Origin of the sequence: Bradyrhizobium sp. B097, assembly GCF_038957035.1 — a bacterium.
Taxonomy (GTDB): Bacteria; Pseudomonadota; Alphaproteobacteria; order Rhizobiales; family Xanthobacteraceae; genus Bradyrhizobium.
Genome location: NZ_CP152412.1, coordinates 2,385,919 through 2,400,952, shown reverse-complemented (window position 1 = coordinate 2,400,952; position 15,034 = coordinate 2,385,919). Strand labels below are relative to the sequence as shown.

The 15,034-nt window shown below is 65.7% G+C and carries 17 protein-coding genes; 7 read left to right on the top strand and 10 right to left on the bottom strand.

Annotated elements, in window-relative coordinates; all coding sequences use genetic code 11:
• The first annotated feature begins 43 nt into the window (after positions 1 to 43).
• Positions 44 to 889 carry a nucleotidyltransferase domain-containing protein gene (locus AAFG07_RS11125; RefSeq protein WP_342727303.1) on the top strand — a complete coding sequence of 282 codons (846 nt, stop codon included), beginning with the start codon at positions 44 to 46 and terminating at the stop codon, positions 887 to 889.
• Positions 890 to 950: 61 nt separating this feature from the next.
• Here the strand turns inward: AAFG07_RS11125 and AAFG07_RS11120 are convergent, their stop codons facing one another.
• A complete protein-coding gene (locus AAFG07_RS11120; protein WP_173641407.1) occupies positions 951 to 1,799 on the bottom strand; it encodes a DUF1194 domain-containing protein in 849 nt (282 codons plus the stop codon).
• Between the two features lie 263 nt (positions 1,800 to 2,062).
• On the opposite strand from AAFG07_RS11120, the gene clpS reads away from it, so the two are divergent.
• Complete coding sequence (gene clpS / locus AAFG07_RS11115; RefSeq protein WP_021076758.1) at positions 2,063 to 2,368, top strand: ATP-dependent Clp protease adapter ClpS; 306 nt, start codon at positions 2,063 to 2,065, stop codon at positions 2,366 to 2,368.
• 6 nt (positions 2,369 to 2,374) lie between these two features.
• Here the strand turns inward: clpS and AAFG07_RS11110 are convergent, their stop codons facing one another.
• The 4 genes from AAFG07_RS11110 to AAFG07_RS11095 form a co-directional block, all read right to left on the bottom strand.
• Positions 2,375 to 3,262, bottom strand: coding sequence for a DMT family transporter (locus tag AAFG07_RS11110; RefSeq protein ID WP_342727302.1), 888 nt, complete (start codon positions 3,260 to 3,262; stop codon positions 2,375 to 2,377).
• Positions 3,263 to 3,274: 12 nt separating this feature from the next.
• Positions 3,275 to 4,468: an adenylate/guanylate cyclase domain-containing protein gene (locus tag AAFG07_RS11105; RefSeq protein ID WP_342727301.1), complete on the bottom strand. Its 1,194-nt coding sequence runs from the start codon at positions 4,466 to 4,468 to the stop codon at positions 3,275 to 3,277.
• Between the two features lie 47 nt (positions 4,469 to 4,515).
• Positions 4,516 to 5,604: a chorismate synthase gene (gene aroC / locus AAFG07_RS11100; protein WP_342727300.1), complete on the bottom strand. Its 1,089-nt coding sequence runs from the start codon at positions 5,602 to 5,604 to the stop codon at positions 4,516 to 4,518.
• A gap of 197 nt (positions 5,605 to 5,801) precedes the next feature.
• A complete protein-coding gene (locus tag AAFG07_RS11095) occupies positions 5,802 to 6,401 on the bottom strand; it encodes a histidine phosphatase family protein (protein WP_342727299.1) in 600 nt (199 codons plus the stop codon).
• Between the two features lie 174 nt (positions 6,402 to 6,575).
• Here AAFG07_RS11095 and AAFG07_RS11090 point away from each other — a divergent pair, with 174 nt between their 5' ends.
• Together AAFG07_RS11090 and AAFG07_RS11085 are read left to right on the top strand one after the other, a co-directional pair.
• The gene (locus tag AAFG07_RS11090) at positions 6,576 to 7,064 is read left to right on the top strand and encodes a sigma-70 family RNA polymerase sigma factor (RefSeq protein WP_338831213.1); all 489 of its coding nucleotides are present in this window, start codon (positions 6,576 to 6,578) and stop codon (positions 7,062 to 7,064) included.
• A gap of 67 nt (positions 7,065 to 7,131) precedes the next feature.
• Complete coding sequence (locus AAFG07_RS11085) at positions 7,132 to 7,896, top strand: anti-sigma factor (protein ID WP_229166222.1); 765 nt, start codon at positions 7,132 to 7,134, stop codon at positions 7,894 to 7,896.
• Positions 7,897 to 8,286: 390 nt separating this feature from the next.
• On the opposite strand, the gene AAFG07_RS11080 is transcribed toward AAFG07_RS11085, so the two are convergent.
• Positions 8,287 to 9,258, bottom strand: coding sequence for a J domain-containing protein (locus AAFG07_RS11080; protein ID WP_342727298.1), 972 nt, complete (start codon positions 9,256 to 9,258; stop codon positions 8,287 to 8,289).
• A gap of 124 nt (positions 9,259 to 9,382) precedes the next feature.
• The gene (locus AAFG07_RS11075) at positions 9,383 to 9,790 is read right to left on the bottom strand and encodes an RT0821/Lpp0805 family surface protein (RefSeq protein WP_342727297.1); all 408 of its coding nucleotides are present in this window, start codon (positions 9,788 to 9,790) and stop codon (positions 9,383 to 9,385) included.
• A gap of 108 nt (positions 9,791 to 9,898) precedes the next feature.
• Between AAFG07_RS11075 and pdxH the strand changes: the two genes are divergently transcribed.
• Together pdxH and AAFG07_RS11065 are read left to right on the top strand one after the other, a co-directional pair.
• Positions 9,899 to 10,540, top strand: coding sequence for a pyridoxamine 5'-phosphate oxidase (gene pdxH, locus AAFG07_RS11070; protein WP_342727296.1), 642 nt, complete (start codon positions 9,899 to 9,901; stop codon positions 10,538 to 10,540).
• A 37-nt stretch (positions 10,541 to 10,577) separates the two neighbouring features.
• Positions 10,578 to 11,330: an SDR family oxidoreductase gene (locus AAFG07_RS11065; RefSeq protein ID WP_092124720.1), complete on the top strand. Its 753-nt coding sequence runs from the start codon at positions 10,578 to 10,580 to the stop codon at positions 11,328 to 11,330.
• Positions 11,331 to 11,466: 136 nt separating this feature from the next.
• Here AAFG07_RS11065 and AAFG07_RS11060 read toward each other — a convergent pair whose 3' ends face one another.
• Positions 11,467 to 11,688: a hypothetical protein gene (locus AAFG07_RS11060; protein WP_176532935.1), complete on the bottom strand. Its 222-nt coding sequence runs from the start codon at positions 11,686 to 11,688 to the stop codon at positions 11,467 to 11,469.
• 131 nt (positions 11,689 to 11,819) lie between these two features.
• Complete coding sequence (locus AAFG07_RS11055; protein ID WP_342727295.1) at positions 11,820 to 12,797, bottom strand: magnesium transporter CorA family protein; 978 nt, start codon at positions 12,795 to 12,797, stop codon at positions 11,820 to 11,822.
• 365 nt (positions 12,798 to 13,162) lie between these two features.
• Between AAFG07_RS11055 and AAFG07_RS11050 the strand changes: the two genes are divergently transcribed.
• Complete coding sequence (locus AAFG07_RS11050) at positions 13,163 to 13,840, top strand: L,D-transpeptidase (protein ID WP_342727294.1); 678 nt, start codon at positions 13,163 to 13,165, stop codon at positions 13,838 to 13,840.
• 23 nt (positions 13,841 to 13,863) lie between these two features.
• Here AAFG07_RS11050 and AAFG07_RS11045 read toward each other — a convergent pair whose 3' ends face one another.
• Positions 13,864 to 15,003 carry an extensin family protein gene (locus AAFG07_RS11045; RefSeq protein ID WP_342727293.1) on the bottom strand — a complete coding sequence of 380 codons (1,140 nt, stop codon included), beginning with the start codon at positions 15,001 to 15,003 and terminating at the stop codon, positions 13,864 to 13,866.
• Positions 15,004 to 15,034 lie beyond the last annotated feature (31 nt).

The window sequence follows — 15,034 nt, the reverse complement described above, 5'->3', positions numbered from 1 at the left end:
CGACTATCGCAGCCCGCGGCGCTCTCGCTATAATTCGCATCGCATGTCCCACGATCCGCTGCTCGCGCGCATCATTCCCGTCCTTGCTGGCGTCCCGGGCGTCGCCGCCATCGTGCTCGGCGGCTCCCGGGCGCGCGGCACGGCGCATGACGCCTCCGACACCGATCTCGGCCTCTACTATCGGGATAACGCCGCTCCGGATATCGATCGGCTGCGCGCGGTGGTGACCGGCCTGGTCGATGATCCCACCGCTGCCCATGTGACGGCGGTCGGCGAATGGGGCCGGTGGATCGTCGGCGGCGCTTGGCTCACGATCGGCGGCCACAAGGTCGACCTGCTCTACCGCAGCATCGACCAGGTCACTGACGTCATCGATGCCTGCCGGAACGGCGAGATCAGCGTGCACTACCAGCCGGGCCATCCGCACGGCTTCTGCTCGGCGATCTGGATGGGCGAGGTGGCGTTGTGCCGTGCCCTGCATGATCCCGACGGCCTCGTCGCCGCATTGAAGGCAAAGACCGCGCCCTACCCGCCCGCCCTGCGCGATGCGCTGGTGCGGCGCTTTCAATGGGAAGCCCTGTTCGCGATCGAGAATGCCGAGCTTGCCGTGCCGCGCGGCGACAGCACGCATATCGCCGGCTGCGCCTATCGCGCGCTGGCCTGCATCGCACAGGTGCTGTTTGCACTGAACGGGCAGTATCTGATCAACGAAAAGGGCGCGCTGACGCAGGCGGCGAATTTTCCGGTGACGGTTCGCGACCTCACCGGGCGCGTTGCCGAGGTCTGGCGGCAGATCGGCGCCGCCGAGCACGCCGCCGCGATGCAGACGCTCCGCGAACTCGAAAGCGACGTTCGAGATATTTCCTCGGGGGTTCGCGAACAACCGTAGGATGGGTAGAGCGCAGCGAAACCCATCACATCTCACGGCACGACGATGGGTTCCTACAAGGCTACCGCCCCCAGCGATCCTGCCAGATCTTCTCGCCGATCGTGCAACTGACCCGTGGCTCCTTCTCGGCAGTCCGCACGATCGGGCGCTCGGGGGTGCGGCCGGCGACCTCAAGCAGCAACTTGGTGCGGATCGCTTCCTTGAACTTCTCGCGATCCTTGATCGACACCACGAAGGAGCCGGGCCCGCCGATCACGCAGTCCTCGTAGTAATAGTCGAGATTTTCGATATCCATCGTCGAGTAGGACGGCTCCTTCACCATGATCGGCAGGCCGTTGATGACGATGCCCTTGTCGAGCGCAGCATCGCGCGCCGGCGTGATCGGCGTGCCGTTGTTGTTGGGGCCGTCGCCGGAAATATCGATCACGCGGCGCAGGCCGCGATGCGGATTCTCGTCGAACATCGGGATCGCGAAATAGATCGCGCCCGAGATCGAGGTGCGCGAGGCGCGGCGCACCGGCGTCTTCATGATCTCGGCGGAGACCGCGTCGGCGGATTCGGGGCCGTCGATCACCCGCCAGGGAATGATGACCTTCTGGTCGTTGGAGGCGGCCCATTCGAAATAGGTGATCGAGATCTTGCCGTTCGGGCCGGCCTTCAGCGCCTGCAGGAACTCCTTGGAAACGATCGCTTGCGCATAGCCCTCGCGCTGGATCGCGAGCTCGTCCATGTCCATCGAATAGGAGACGTCGACCGCAATGATGAGCTCGATGTCGACGCTCGGCGTGGATTCCTTTTCGGCCAGCCGGCCTGTCTGTGTTCCCGGGCCGGGCGCGGCAACACCGGCCACATCGCCGCTGGCCAACATGCCCGCGACAAGCACCGCTCCGATCGAGACATACCAGCGCATTGCGGCCCTCCCGTCGTGTCCTGTCATGGTGACACGCAAATCGGGCGGCGAAAAGCGCAGATATCATCTGTCCTTCACATTCAAGTTAGAGGCCTGCAAGCTAGAGGCCTGCAAGTTAGACGCTTGCAGGTTGGACGTCGCTTGCCGCGAATGCGGCAACACGCGCCGTGCGGTTGCCGCAATGACGCCGTGCGAACCGAACGGTTCCAACACGCACGAGAAGACGGTATTCTTACGGGGCAATCGCTTGGGAGTGCCGGGCAATGCCCGATACCGTCGTCAAACCGAAAACCAGGACGAAGACCAAGGTCGAACGGCCACGCCTGCACAAGGTGATCCTGGTCAACGACGATTACACGCCGCGCGAATTCGTCGTCACCGTGCTGAAGGGCGAATTCCGCATGACCGACGACCAGGCCTACAAGGTGATGCTGACCGCGCATCAGCGCGGCGTCTGCGTGGTCGCGGTGTTCACCAGGGATGTCGCCGAGACCAAGGCGACGCGCGCCACCGACGCCGGCCGCGCCAAGGGCTATCCGCTGCTGTTCACCACCGAGCCCGAGGAATAACGGCCATCACCCGCCCTCGGGCCGTGCGAGCTGCGCCCGCTGACTCAGCGCAATGTCGACGACGACCGCCCCCATCACCAGCGCGCCGCCGATCAGGGCGCGCGGCGACGGCACCTCGGCAAACGCCAGCCACACCCAGAACGGCATCAGCGGCGTCTCGAGCGTGGCGATCAGCGAGGCCTGCGCGGACGGCAGCAACCTCGAGCCGACCGTGAACAAGGTGAGACCGAGACCGACCTGGCACGCGCCGAACATCGCGAGCACGCCGAGATCGGCGCCGGTGACCGCGCCGATGCCCTGCCCCAACGGCAAGCTCACGGCACTGCCGAGAAAGTTCGAGAGCGCCGCGGCGGCGATCATCGGCGTCCCCTTGTGCCGCCGGATCACCACCGTCATCAGCGAAATCGCCAGCACCATCACACAGGCAAGGCCGATGCCCCGGTAATCCGTGATGCCGCCGGCGCCGCTGACGGTGATCGCCACACCCGCGAGCGCGACAAGGCTTGCCAGCAATGTGCCGGGCCCCGCCCGCTCACTGAGCCAAAGCCAGGCAATCGCGGCCGCCACGAACGGCTGCATCGCGATGAGAATGGCGACATTGGCGACGCTGGTCAGTTGCAGCGCCGGAATGAACGTCACCATGCCGAAGGTCGAGAGGCCGGCCACCAGCCATCCGCTCAAAGGCATCACGACGAGATCGCGCGCGCCGCGCCAGCCCTGCGTGGCGACCAGGAACAGCGCGATCGCGCCGCCACCGAACAGCCCGCGCCAGAACAGGATGGTCCAGGAATCGAAGTGCAGCAGCCGGGTGAAAAACGGCGCAGTGCTCCAGGCCGCGGCAGCCGCGACGACCAGCGCGATCCCGATGCGATGCTGCGCGTTCGTGTCAGTCACGTCGCACCGACACTAGCTCGCAGCGGCGACCGGCGCCTCGTCGAACAGGCCGTAGACCCGTTCGGCCTTGGCAAATCCCGCGATCGGAAACTCGCCGAGATCGCTCCAGCCGCCGTCGTGAATGCCGGCGAAACGCTCGGAGGCCACGACGGTGCGGCCGAGGCGGCCAGCGATCTTCTCGAGCCGCGCGGCGAGATTGACCGCCGGACCGATGCAGGTGAAGTCGAGCCGGTTGCCGCCGCCGATATTGCCGTAGAGCACGCGCCCGAGATGCAGCGCGACGCCGAAGCGGAAGCGCTCGACCGCGTCGCCATTGGGGAATTGCAGCGCCTCGACCCCGGCGCGGGATGCGCGCGCCGCCTCCAGCACCCGCGAGCAGACCTGCACCTCGTCGCCGAGATACTCGTCGACCGGGAACACCGCGAGCAGGCCATCGCCCATGAACTTGAGCACCTCGCCGCCATGGTCGCGGATCGCGGTGACCTGGCAATCGAAGTAGAGGTTGAGGATCTCCACGACGGTTTCCGACGGCAAGCGGTCGGACAGCGCGGTGAAGCCGCGCAGGTCGGACAGCCAGATAGCCGCATCCATGGTGTCGGCGCTACCGCGCCTGATCTGCCCGCCCAGGATGCGCTCGCCGGCACGGTTGCCGACGTAAGTGTCGAGCAGCAGCGTCGCGGTGCGGCGCAGCGTGACGATCTCGATGTAGCGCGACAGCGGGATGGTGATCGAGCGGATCGCATCCAGCTGCTCGTCGGTGAAGCCGCCCGGCTGCCTGGTGGTCCAGCTCGACGCGTTCGGGGGGCCGGCGGTGTTGATCAGCGGCACCGCGATGTAGTCGGTGACGCCCTCCGCCTGCAGATCCACGACAATCGGAAAGCGGGAGCTGGCGGGGTCGTCGTGCCGCGCACGCACCTCAACGCCCTGCTTGAGGACGATCGCTAGCGGGCTGACGGCAAATTCCGGGGCGTCCAGGATGTTGTGATCGACCGTGCCGGTCTCGACCTCGGCGCCGGGCTTCCAGATGAAATGGCGGCCGTAGATTTCGGGATGCAGCGTGCGCACGAAGACGCCGACGCGCCACAGCGGCAGCCCGGCCCGTACCAGGCGTTCGCAGCATTCCGCCATCATCTGCGCCGGGGTCGGCGCCGACCGCGCGCCGCCGATCATCCATGCGATGATGTCCCGAAGCTCCGACGCGTTCATGGCATTCCCCAGGTGAGCACCCGATCCGGTGATCACTATATAGGGGATCAGCGCCCGGTCTGCCCGCGGTCGCGCAGAAAATGGTCGGCCAGCACGCAGGCCATCATGGCCTCCCCGACCGGCACCGCGCGGATGCCGACGCAGGGGTCGTGGCGGCCCTTGGTCAGGATGTCGGTATCGGCGCCCTTGCGATCGACGGTGCGGCGCGTGGTCAGGATCGAGGACGTCGGCTTGACCGCAAAGCGCACCACCACCGGCTGGCCGGTCGAGATGCCGCCGAGCACGCCGCCGGCATGGTTGGACAGGAAACGCGTTCCGTTGTTGCCGGTCCGCATCTCGTCGGCGTTCTCCTCGCCGGTGAGCTCGGCGGCGCCGAAGCCGGCGCCGATCTCGACGCCCTTGACCGCGTTGATGCTCATCATCGCGGAAGCGAGATCGCTGTCGAGTTTGGCGTAGATCGGCGCGCCGAGCCCGGCCGGCACGCCCTCGGCGACGACCTCGATGACAGCGCCGATCGAGGAACCGCTCTTCCTGATGCCGTCGAGATAGCTCTCGAAGAACGTCGCCTTGTCCTTGTCGGGACAGAAGAACGGGTTGTTTGCGATCTCGTCCCAGTCCCACTTCTCGCGGTCGATCTTGTGCGGGCCCATCTGCACCAGCGCGCCGCGCACCTTCACCTCGGGCAGGACTTTTCGCGCGATCGCGCCGGCCGCGACGCGGGTCGCGGTCTCGCGCGCGGAGGAACGCCCACCGCCGCGATAGTCGCGCAGGCCGTATTTCGCCTCATAGGTGAAGTCGGCATGGCCGGGGCGGAACTTGTCCTTGATCTCGGAATAATCCTTCGAGCGCTGGTCGGTGTTCTCGATCAGGAGCGCGATTGGCGTGCCGGTCGTCACCTGCACACCGCTTTCCGGATGCGCCATCACGCCGGACAGGATCTTCACCGCATCCGGCTCCTGGCGCTGGGTGGTGAAGCGCGACTGGCCGGGCCGGCGGCGGTCGAGGTCGTGCTGGATCTCCTCCACCGTCAGAGGGATCAGCGGCGGGCAGCCGTCCACCACGCAGCCGATCGCGACCCCATGGCTCTCGCCGAAGGTCGTGACGCGGAACATATGGCCGAAAGTATTGAAGGACATGGCGTGTCGTAACGCGCGCAGGCAGCGGGGTCAAACCTCGACTTCGTCACGCCCGGGCATAGCCATCCAACTCGTTATTCCGGGGCTCGCGAAGCGAGAGCCCGGAATCCATTGGTCCACGGGACACGCGGCCTGATGGATTCCGGGCTCGACGCTTACGCGTCGCCCCGGAATGACGATGGAGAGAGTTACGGGCCTTAACTATATTTCCGCAGGCCCGCCGCGCCGAACACGTAGACCGCGCCCTGCTCGATGGCGAGGTCGGCGGCGGAGGCCGGGGTCTCGAAGCCGAGCGCCACCATCAGCGCCCGCGCCGTGCCGCCATGTGCGACGGCGACGGTGTCCGACGTCACCGAGCCGTACCACTCGGTCATCCGCGCCTGCACGTCGACATAGCTCTCGCCGCCCTCCGGCGACACCGTCCACTTCTCAGCCAGGCGGCGGGCATAGACGGCGGGGTCGGCGGCCTGCGCCTCTGCCAGCGTCGAGCCTTCCCACGACCCGTAGGCGATCTCGCGCAGCCGCGCGTCGAGGGCGTAGTCGCCCGGCGGCAGGCCAAGCTCGGTGCGCACCAGCTCCATGGTCGCGCGCGCCCGGAGCAGCGGACTTGCGACGAACGGCAGCGTCGCCTTGTCACGGCCGTCGCGCGCCAGGAGATCGGCGAGGATGCGGCCGGCATGTGCCGCCTGGGCGCGGCCGCGCTCGTTGAGAGCAATATCCTGCACGCCCTGAAGCCGGCCTTCGGCGTTCCATGAGGTCTCGCCGTGGCGGATGTAGTAGATCGTTGGCACCGGCATTCGCTTCGAATTTTTCTGGCCCGGAGGTACACCAGCACTTTGGCAGGCGACAAGCCCAAATCGGTCGCAGCCGAGGCGCTATGCGCGCAGCTTGGCGCAACCGGAATAGCCACGCCGTTAGGGTGTTATGTTGAGCAAGGCGGCTATCGCCGCAACCATCGAAGACTGGGATGCATGACCGCGTTTCGTCAAAGTGTCGAAGCCATGATTCCAGCGCTCCGCCGCTATGCGCGCGCGCTGGTGCGTGACTCGGATATCGCCGATGATTTGGTGCAGGACACGCTGGTACGCGCGCTGCGCTCGGAGCGGCTGTTTCTCGGCGGCGACGTCAGGAGCTGGCTGTACACGATCCTGACCAATCTGAACAAGAACCGCAGGCGCTCGCTGGCGCGGCGGCCGGCCTTCATGCCGCTGCTCGACAACAATGCCGACGCCAGCGGCACCGAGGCCGAGGGACGCGACATCGAGCGCGCATTGTCGACGCTGGTCGAGGAGCAGCGTTCGGTGCTGCTGCTCGTGATGCTGGAGGGCATGAGCTACCGGGAGGTCGCCGACATCCAGGGCGTGCCGATCGGCACGGTGATGTCCCGCCTCGCCCGCGCGCGCGCCCATGTGCGGGCCTCGATCGAGGGCCAGCGCCCAACCCTGAGGCGGGTGAAATGATAATGTGCGCGAAGACAGGCGTTACGCATGAACGTTTTTCGAACAAGATTTGGCAGAGACCATTGATATGACCGACCCGAATATCCCCGTCACCGAAGACGAGCTGCACGCTTACGTCGACAACGAGCTGCCGGCCGAACGCCGCGGCGATGTCGAGGCGTGGCTCGCCACGCATCCTGACGACGCGGCGCGGGTGCAGTCATGGCGCGCGATGGCCGAGACGCTGCATGCGCGCTACGACACGGTGCTCGACGAGGCGGTGCCGAAGCGGCTCGAACTCGAGCGGCTGGTGCGCCAGCCGCGCCGCTGGGTCTATGGCGCGGTGGCGGCGACGCTGATGGCCTTCATCGCCGGCGGCGGCGTCGGCTGGATCGCGCGCGGCGCCGCGGCGACGCCGTCGGCCTTCCAGAGCTTTACGCTGGATGCGCTGGATGCGCATCGGCTCTACGTGGTCGAGGTCCGTCATCCCGTCGAGGTGCCCGGCAGCGAGCGCGATCATCTGCAGCAATGGCTGACCAAGCGCTGCGGCTGGGACGTCCGCGCGCCCGACCTCACCGGGCTGAAGCTGGTCGGCGGCCGCCTGCTGCCGGGGCCGAGCGGGCCGGCGTCGTTCCTGATGTATGAGAGCACGTCCGGCGAGCGCTTCACGGTCTACACCGCCAAGGCGAAAACCGAGGCGACCCAGATGCGCTATGCCGTCCAGGGCAGCGACGGCGCGCTGTTCTGGGCCGATCGCGGCGTCGCCTATGTCGTCAGCGGCGGCACCGACCGGACGCGCCTGACCCAGGTCGCGCAGGCGGTCTACGATCAGATGGAGAAGAACGGCGGCTGATTTCCCGTAGATTTACGGGAGATCAGCTGCCGCCATTGTGCCGTTTCGAGTAAGTGAATCCAGCCTCACTCAGTGTCCCAATTCCGACATTGAAAATTTCGATTCGCGTCATGGACGCGTCTCATTGTCGTACCGGATGCTCACGCGAAGATGATCTGCGCCCGATCCGCCGATCGGCGCACGCGGCCTCGATTGGGGTTTTGTGTACCGCGCTGGTCCCCCTCTCGAGGCCGCACTCTTTTTCCGGATCCGATCTGCACGCCGCAGATTTTGGACTTCGGACGGCCGGTCATCCTTTGACGCCCTCGCAACGCCCGCGTCTACCCCGATAGAGTCCGGGGTAGTTGCAGTTTCGCGTCTTTCGCGTCTTTTGGGGCGCGATCTCGGCGGTCAGCCGAGATCGCTGCGCGGATTGTAGGAATTTCGCTCCCGCCACGTCTGCATCAATGCCTCAAGCTCGGCATCGTTCCCGTCGGGAAGGACGATGCGGGTCGTGACATAGAGGTCGCCGACGGCGCCCGCCTTCGACAGCCCCTTGCCCTTGAGGCGGAAGGTGCGGCCGCTCGAGGTGTTCTTCGGGATCGACAGTTCGACGGCGCTGCCGAGCGTCGGCACCCGGACCTTGCCGCCCAGCACCGCCTCGTAGAGGGTAATGGGCAGATCGATCCGCAGATCGTTGCCGTCGACCTTGAAGAACGGATGCGGCGCGATCGAGATCGTGATCAGGAGGTCACCGGGCGGGTGGCCTTGCGCGGTGTCGCCCTGCCCCTTCAGCCGGATCTGCTGGCCTGCGGTGACACCGGGCGGAATCTTGACGTTGAGCTCACGGCCGGTCGGCAGGCGCACGCGCTTGTCGCCGCCCCCAGCCGATTCCTCCAGCGACACCGTCATGGCGACCGAAAGATCGAGGTCGACGCCGACCCCGCCGCCTTCGAATTCAAACGGGCTGGCCCGCCCCCCGCGCGCGCCACCGCCGCCACGCGCGGCGTTGCCGAACATGCTGTTGAGGATGTCCTCGAAGCTGCCGCCGCCCACGCCGCCGCCGGGGCCGGGGCCGCCACGGAAACTGTACTCGAAGCCACCGGGACCGGCACGGCCGCCGGCACCGGCGCCGCCGCCCGGGAAGCCCTGGAAGCGCGGCTTGCCGTCGGCATCGATCTCGCCGCGGTCGAACTGCTTGCGCTTGTCCTCGTCGCCGACGATCTCGTTGGCCGTGTTGATCTCCGCAAAGCGGGCAGCCGCCTTCGGGTCGTTCTTGTTGTTATCAGGGTGATGCTTCTTGGCGAGCTTGCGATAGGCGCTCTTGATCGTCGCAGCGCTGGCGCTCCGCTGCACCCCCAAGACCTCATAGGGGTCGCGCATCCGTCACGTCTCCTTCACGGGAAAATCAGTTGTGGCCGGGAACCCATCCGGGCCCACTTTGCCTTCATGTGGGGGCTCAGTGGCATTTTTGCAACTAGCTTGGTGCCGGCATCGGCCGGGACTATCAGGACTTACTCCAGGGCTTCAGGCTATGGATTTGCCACCTGCCTTGTCCAGCCTTGCAGGCGGCGCCTTGCAGCCAGGTCTCGGTGGCTCCATTCACATAGCTGGCGAGAAAATCCCGACACGTCTTGCCGTCCTCGCCCGAATAGGCTTGGGCCAGCGGCGTCACCGAGCCGCGCGCGCCGGTCCGGGGATTTTCCCAGGGTTGGCTGGAATCCTTGTCGCCCTTGGTCAGCACGTCGGAGGCAGCGTTGCGGGCAAACGCGAGATCGCTGTCGGTCGGCATCACCGCGCTGACCTGGGTCGGGTTGATCGAGCCCGTCACATCCTTGTCGTCCATCCTGGCGAAAGCATCGGTGCGCGACAGGCTGCAGCCGCTCGCGCCGACGCCGATCAGGATCAAGGTCACCACCGCGCCCGCGGGGTGGATCGCCGATAGGCCAACGCGCCCCCATGCCCTATATAGGGCTAGAAACGCGCTCTCGGACGCGGGCGAATGCAAATCGGGACTCCTGACATGACCGACACGACCTCCATCAAACACCCGACACCGTTAACATCGGGTGATTTCACCGCGGCGGAGGAACCATTCGCCCTGTTCGGCGAATGGTTTGCGGAAGCGGTCAAGTCCGAGCCGAACGATCCGAACGCGATGGCGCTCGCAACCGTCGATGCCGACGGGCTGCCCGACGTCCGGATGGTGCTGATGAAGGGCTTCGATGCCGACGGCTTCGTGTTCTACAGCCACATTGCCAGCGCCAAGGGCCGCGAATTGGCCGCAAACCCTAAGGCCGCTTTACTGTTTCACTGGAAATCGCTGCGCCGTCAGGTGCGCATCCGCGGGGCGGTGACGCAGGTCGCGGACGCCGAGGCCGACGCCTATTTCGCCACACGGCCGAAGCAGGCGCAGATCGGCGCCTGGGCCAGCAAGCAATCGCAGCCGCTGGAGAGCCGCTTCGCCTTCGAGCAGGCGATCGCCAAGGCCGGCGCGAAATACGTCATCGGCGAGGTGCCGCGTCCGCCGGGCTGGAGCGGCTGGCGGATCGCGCCGCAGCGCTTCGAGTTCTGGCACGACCGCCCGTACCGCCTGCACGACCGCATCGAATTCCGCCGCGACGGCGCCGGCAGCGCATGGTCGAAGGTGCGGCTCTATCCGTGATGACGACAGCTTAAAAGACGCCAACCTGAAAGACACCATGTCCCCTCCTTCCAACGCGCCGCGCCGTACCCTGCTCCTGACCGGTGCCAGCCGCGGCATCGGTCACGCCACCGCGATCCGGTTTGCTTCCGCGGGCTGGCGCGTCATCACCTGCTCGCGGCATGCATTCCCGGAAGTCTGCCCCTGGGGCGCTGGACCGGAAGATCACATCGAGGTCGATTTCGGCGACCATGACGACACGGTTCGCGCGATCAGCGAGATCCGCAAGCGGTTGGTGAACGACGAGTTGCACGCGCTGGTCAACAATGCCGCCATCTCGCCGAAGGGTGCCGGCGGCGCGCGGCTCGGGACCATGGACACCGATATCGAGACGTGGCTGCACGTGTTCCGCGTCAACTTCTTCGCGCCCATCATGCTGGCCCGCGGACTGATCGACGAGCTCAGGCACGCCAAGGGCGCGGTGGTGAATGTCACCTCGATCGCCGGCTCGCGCGTGCATCCGTTCGCCGGCGTTGCCTATGCGACCTCGAAAGCCGCGCTGGCGTCACTGACGCGGGAAATGGCATCCGACTTCGGCCGCGTCGGCGTGCGCGTCAATTCGATCGCACCGGGCGAGATCGATACATCGATCCTGTCGCCGGGCACCGAGAAGATCGTCGACCAGCAGATCCCGATGCATCGCCTGGGCACCCCGGACGAGGTCGCCAAGATCATCTACGTGCTGTGCACGGAAACCAGCTCCTATGTGAACGGCGCCGAGATCCACATCAACGGTGGCCAGCACGTCTGAGCTTTGGCTTGGATGGGAATTAGGGGAGAGAGGTTCGAGGCGATCCCGGCCGCCGCCGCGGCCGTACTCCAAGGATTGCTTCGATTGCAGGCGTAACGACGCAGACGAGGCTTCTGCCTCCAAAAGGCCTCAGCCTCTAGTCCGCATAAAACCGACGAGATTTCTTCTCAAGCGGCTGCAGCGCGATGTCATTCAACGCGCTGGAGCAATCGTCTTCGTCTTCACCATCAAGCAACGCAGCGCCACAGTAACGGCAAAGTCTCGGCGAGATCGCCTGCACCTTGCCTGCTGCGCGGTCGTGTTGATAGCGCGCAAAGTCGATGACGTTACGCCGTGGCGTTATGATCTTCTCAACCATTGCTGTCCTCCGGCTTCGAGGCGGGCGTTATCGCAGACAAGTTTCGCCCAAACGTTCAGCGCAACGCTCAAATTTTAGCAGAGGAAATAAGGCAGAAAACGCGTCCCAAAACGCGACGTGTGGAACTGGTGCTACAGCCACTTTTTCCACTTGAAGATCCAGTACGGCACAACAGCCGCGATCAGCATCAGCACCAGCGCATACGGATAGCCGTGCGCCCACTCGAGTTCCGGCATGATCTTGAAATTCATGCCGTAGATCGAGGCAATCAGCGTCGGCGGCATCAGCACCACCGCCATCACCGAGAACAGCTTGATGATGTTGTTCTGTTCCAGATTGACCACGCCGAGCATGGCGTCGAGCACGAAGGTGATCTTGTTGGAGAGATAGGAAGCGTGGTCGGTCAGTGAAGCCACGTCACGCTGCATGGTCTTGAGCTGCTCGCGCATGTCCTTGGACCATTTGACGCCCTCCACGATCGCCGAAAGGAACGTGACGAGGCGGCCGATCGAGACCAGGCTTTCGCGGACCTTCGAGGTCAGGTCGCCCTTGCGCCCGATCGCGATCAGGATTTGCGAATATTGCTTGGCGTGGCCGTGGCGCTGGCTCTCCGGCTCGAAGATGTCGTGGGAGACCTGGTCGATGTCGGCGCCGCAGCGCTCCAGGAGGTCGGCGCAGCGGTCGATCACCGCATCCAGCAGTTCCATCAGCACCTGCTCGCCGGTGATGCCGGGCGCACAGGAGCGCGCCAGCTTGTTCTCGACCAGCGCAAACGGCTTCGGCAGGTCGTACCGCACCGTGACCAGCCGATGGCTGGTCAGGATGAAGGTGACCGCCGTGGTGCGCGGCATATCGGTGTCAGACTGGCACATCAGCGTCGCGGTCATGTAGCGCGCGCTGTTCTCGATATAGAGCCGGCTGGAGATCTCGATCTCCTGCATGTCTTCCCGGGTCGGAACCGCGATCCCCGCGAGCTTCTCGACCGCCCGGTCCTCCTCGACGGTCGGGTTCACCAGGTCGACCCAGACCGCGCCCTCCGGCAGCACGCCGAGGTCGGTGACGGCGGCCTTCTTGAGGGAGAAATCGGAGGGAACGAACACCGACAGCATCACGAACTCCGAGACACAGGATTGGAAACAGGGCTGGCAAGACCCGTCGATCTAGCGCGATTCTGGCTGGCGCTTCATGACCGGGCGATTAACCGGACATCCACCTTTGTGGCGGCAAGGCGGCGGTGAATGTGACGTTGAAGCAGCTTCGATTGAACAACCGTTGCCTGTTTGCACAAAAACTGGCCCCACACCAGAAGACTTGCGGCAAAAAAGCCACAGGCGACGTCCCGCGATGCGGGAAAGGCATCTAAACTCTGGGAATAATGGCACGTTTCGGCAATAATGCCCGTCATGGAATCGTGGCGTTTTGGGGCGCAATCGTGGCGCTTTGAGACGCGGATTTTCGATTGGAACTTGTAATCATGTCGTCGTTCAAAGTTACCTTTGGGATCCTGGCCGCGGGCCTGATGTTGTCCGGTTGCATGCAGGCCACAACCTATGAGGCCACCAACACCGCCGCCTTCAAGCCGCATGACAAGGAACTGCTGGCCAAGACCACCTACGTCAAGACGCCGGTGGCCGAACCGTTCCGCCGCGCCATCGTCGAGTATCACCGCAAGGAAGCCGCCGGCTCGATCGTGGTCGATTCCGACAACCATTACCTCTATTACGTGCTGAACGACGGCAAAGCGATCCGCTACGGCATCACCGTCGGCGAAGAAGCCATGGCCTGGTCCGGCATTGCCAAGGTCGGCAGCATGACCGAATGGCCGGCCTGGCATCCCACCCCCGGCGAAATCTCGCGCCTCGGCGTTCCGACCTTCGTGGCACCGGGCCCGGACAATCCGATGGGCTCGCGCGCGATGTATCTCTACTCGGGCGGCAAGGACACGCTGTTCCGCATCCACGGCACCAACCAGCCGGAATATATCGGCTCGTCGATCTCCTCGGGCTGCATCCGCATGACCAACGAGGACGTCATCGACCTCTACAACCGCGTCAAGCTCGGCACCATCGTCGTCGTGCTGGAGCCGAAGCACGGCGACTCGCCCTACAAGCCGCAGATGGCGCTGCAGGGCGGCGGCAACGTCCCCTACTGATCCCAAACACGTCGCAATCGCGATCAAAGGCGCCGGCTCTGCCGGCGCTTTTTTGTTGGCTGCGGCTTGGTCTCGGCAGCGCCGTCGGGCGCGGCCGCATCATCCGATTTCGCCGCATCCGGCTCATCGGCCTTGCCGCGGTCGGCTTCGGATCGGTCCGGCTTGGATGAGTCCGGCTTGGACGCGTCCGATTTTGCGGCGACCTCGCGCGGCGGCGCCTCTTCGGGACGCTCGGCCGGCAACAGCGGCGCGACATGCGGCAGCGGATCGTAAACGTTCCACTGGCAGATCCGGTAATTGTTGCGACGCTCCGTCAGGTCGAGATGGATGTGGTCCTCGTGGTACCAATCCGAGCCCGGGCCGAGCACGGTGGAGAACCGGGCGCAGACCGAATGCAGCACGGTCTCGCGCAGATCGCGCGGCACGCTGCGGTCGGTCAGCGAGATCGACTTGCCGTTGGCAAGACCGAAGGCGCGCACGTCGAGCGCATTGGCGCGGCCATGTTCGGAGAGCTGTGCGCCGGCGATGCGGTTGCGGCCACGGCATTCGAACGAGTCGAAATTGTCGAGATTGCTGATCCCGCCCCCGAGGCTCTGCGCCAGCGGCGCGATATCGGTGCGCACCCAGCCGGCGACCGCACTTGCCATCTTGCAGCGGAGGATCGCCGCGGGCTTGACCGCGACCTTGCGCTTGTCCGGCAGCACGATGGCCTCGAGCCGCACCAGATCCTCGCCGCCGCAGCCGCCGGCGCCGTGGATATCCGGAATGCTCGGCGCGATCGCGATCTCCTCGGTCAGCGCCTGCCGGCAGGCCGAGAGCTGCGGCCTGGGCGGCTCGGCGGGCTTGGCTGCTTCGGCTGGCCTCGCCGTCTCGCCGGCCCTGGCAGCCTCGGCAGGCGCAGCCTGTGGCCGTGCCGCAGCCGCCGGCGGCTCGGGCTCCGCGGCCACAGGCGCGCGAGCTGCCGCAGGCGCGTCAGCTGCTGCTGGCGCCTCGGCGGGGCGTGGCTTCGGCAGCGGCACCGCTGAGCGGCGGACCGCCTTGTGCGCCCTGTGCGGCCGGGTGCCGAACAGATCGTCCCATGGAAAGCCAGGCGCGCCGCGGGCGGCCTGCACGGGCCCCGCTTGCATGCCAAGGCAAAGCAGCGCGGCGGCAGCGGTAACCATTGCCGCGCCACCGCGACGAAACGCGCCATCA

Excerpts from the sequence above, each read along its gene's own strand:
- pdxH (WP_342727296.1), top strand. The coding sequence starts at position 9,899 with ATGACCGACACGACCTCCATCAAACACCCGACACCGTTAACATCGGGT.
- AAFG07_RS11050 (WP_342727294.1), top strand. The coding sequence starts at position 13,163 with ATGTCGTCGTTCAAAGTTACCTTTGGGATCCTGGCCGCGGGCCTGATG.
- AAFG07_RS11105 (WP_342727301.1), bottom strand. The coding sequence starts at position 4,468 with ATGAACGCGTCGGAGCTTCGGGACATCATCGCATGGATGATCGGCGGC.
- AAFG07_RS11085 (WP_229166222.1), top strand. The coding sequence starts at position 7,132 with ATGACCGACCCGAATATCCCCGTCACCGAAGACGAGCTGCACGCTTAC.
- aroC (WP_342727300.1), bottom strand. The coding sequence starts at position 5,604 with ATGTCCTTCAATACTTTCGGCCATATGTTCCGCGTCACGACCTTCGGC.
- AAFG07_RS11065 (WP_092124720.1), top strand. The coding sequence starts at position 10,578 with ATGTCCCCTCCTTCCAACGCGCCGCGCCGTACCCTGCTCCTGACCGGT.
- AAFG07_RS11060 (WP_176532935.1), bottom strand. The coding sequence starts at position 11,688 with ATGGTTGAGAAGATCATAACGCCACGGCGTAACGTCATCGACTTTGCG.
- AAFG07_RS11055 (WP_342727295.1), bottom strand. The coding sequence starts at position 12,797 with ATGCTGTCGGTGTTCGTTCCCTCCGATTTCTCCCTCAAGAAGGCCGCC.
- AAFG07_RS11080 (WP_342727298.1), bottom strand. The coding sequence starts at position 9,258 with ATGCGCGACCCCTATGAGGTCTTGGGGGTGCAGCGGAGCGCCAGCGCT.
- AAFG07_RS11125 (WP_342727303.1), top strand. The coding sequence starts at position 44 with ATGTCCCACGATCCGCTGCTCGCGCGCATCATTCCCGTCCTTGCTGGC.
- AAFG07_RS11045 (WP_342727293.1), bottom strand. The coding sequence starts at position 15,003 with ATGGTTACCGCTGCCGCCGCGCTGCTTTGCCTTGGCATGCAAGCGGGG.
- AAFG07_RS11120 (WP_173641407.1), bottom strand. The coding sequence starts at position 1,799 with ATGCGCTGGTATGTCTCGATCGGAGCGGTGCTTGTCGCGGGCATGTTG.
- AAFG07_RS11095 (WP_342727299.1), bottom strand. The coding sequence starts at position 6,401 with ATGCCGGTGCCAACGATCTACTACATCCGCCACGGCGAGACCTCATGG.
- AAFG07_RS11090 (WP_338831213.1), top strand. The coding sequence starts at position 6,576 with ATGACCGCGTTTCGTCAAAGTGTCGAAGCCATGATTCCAGCGCTCCGC.
- clpS (WP_021076758.1), top strand. The coding sequence starts at position 2,063 with ATGCCCGATACCGTCGTCAAACCGAAAACCAGGACGAAGACCAAGGTC.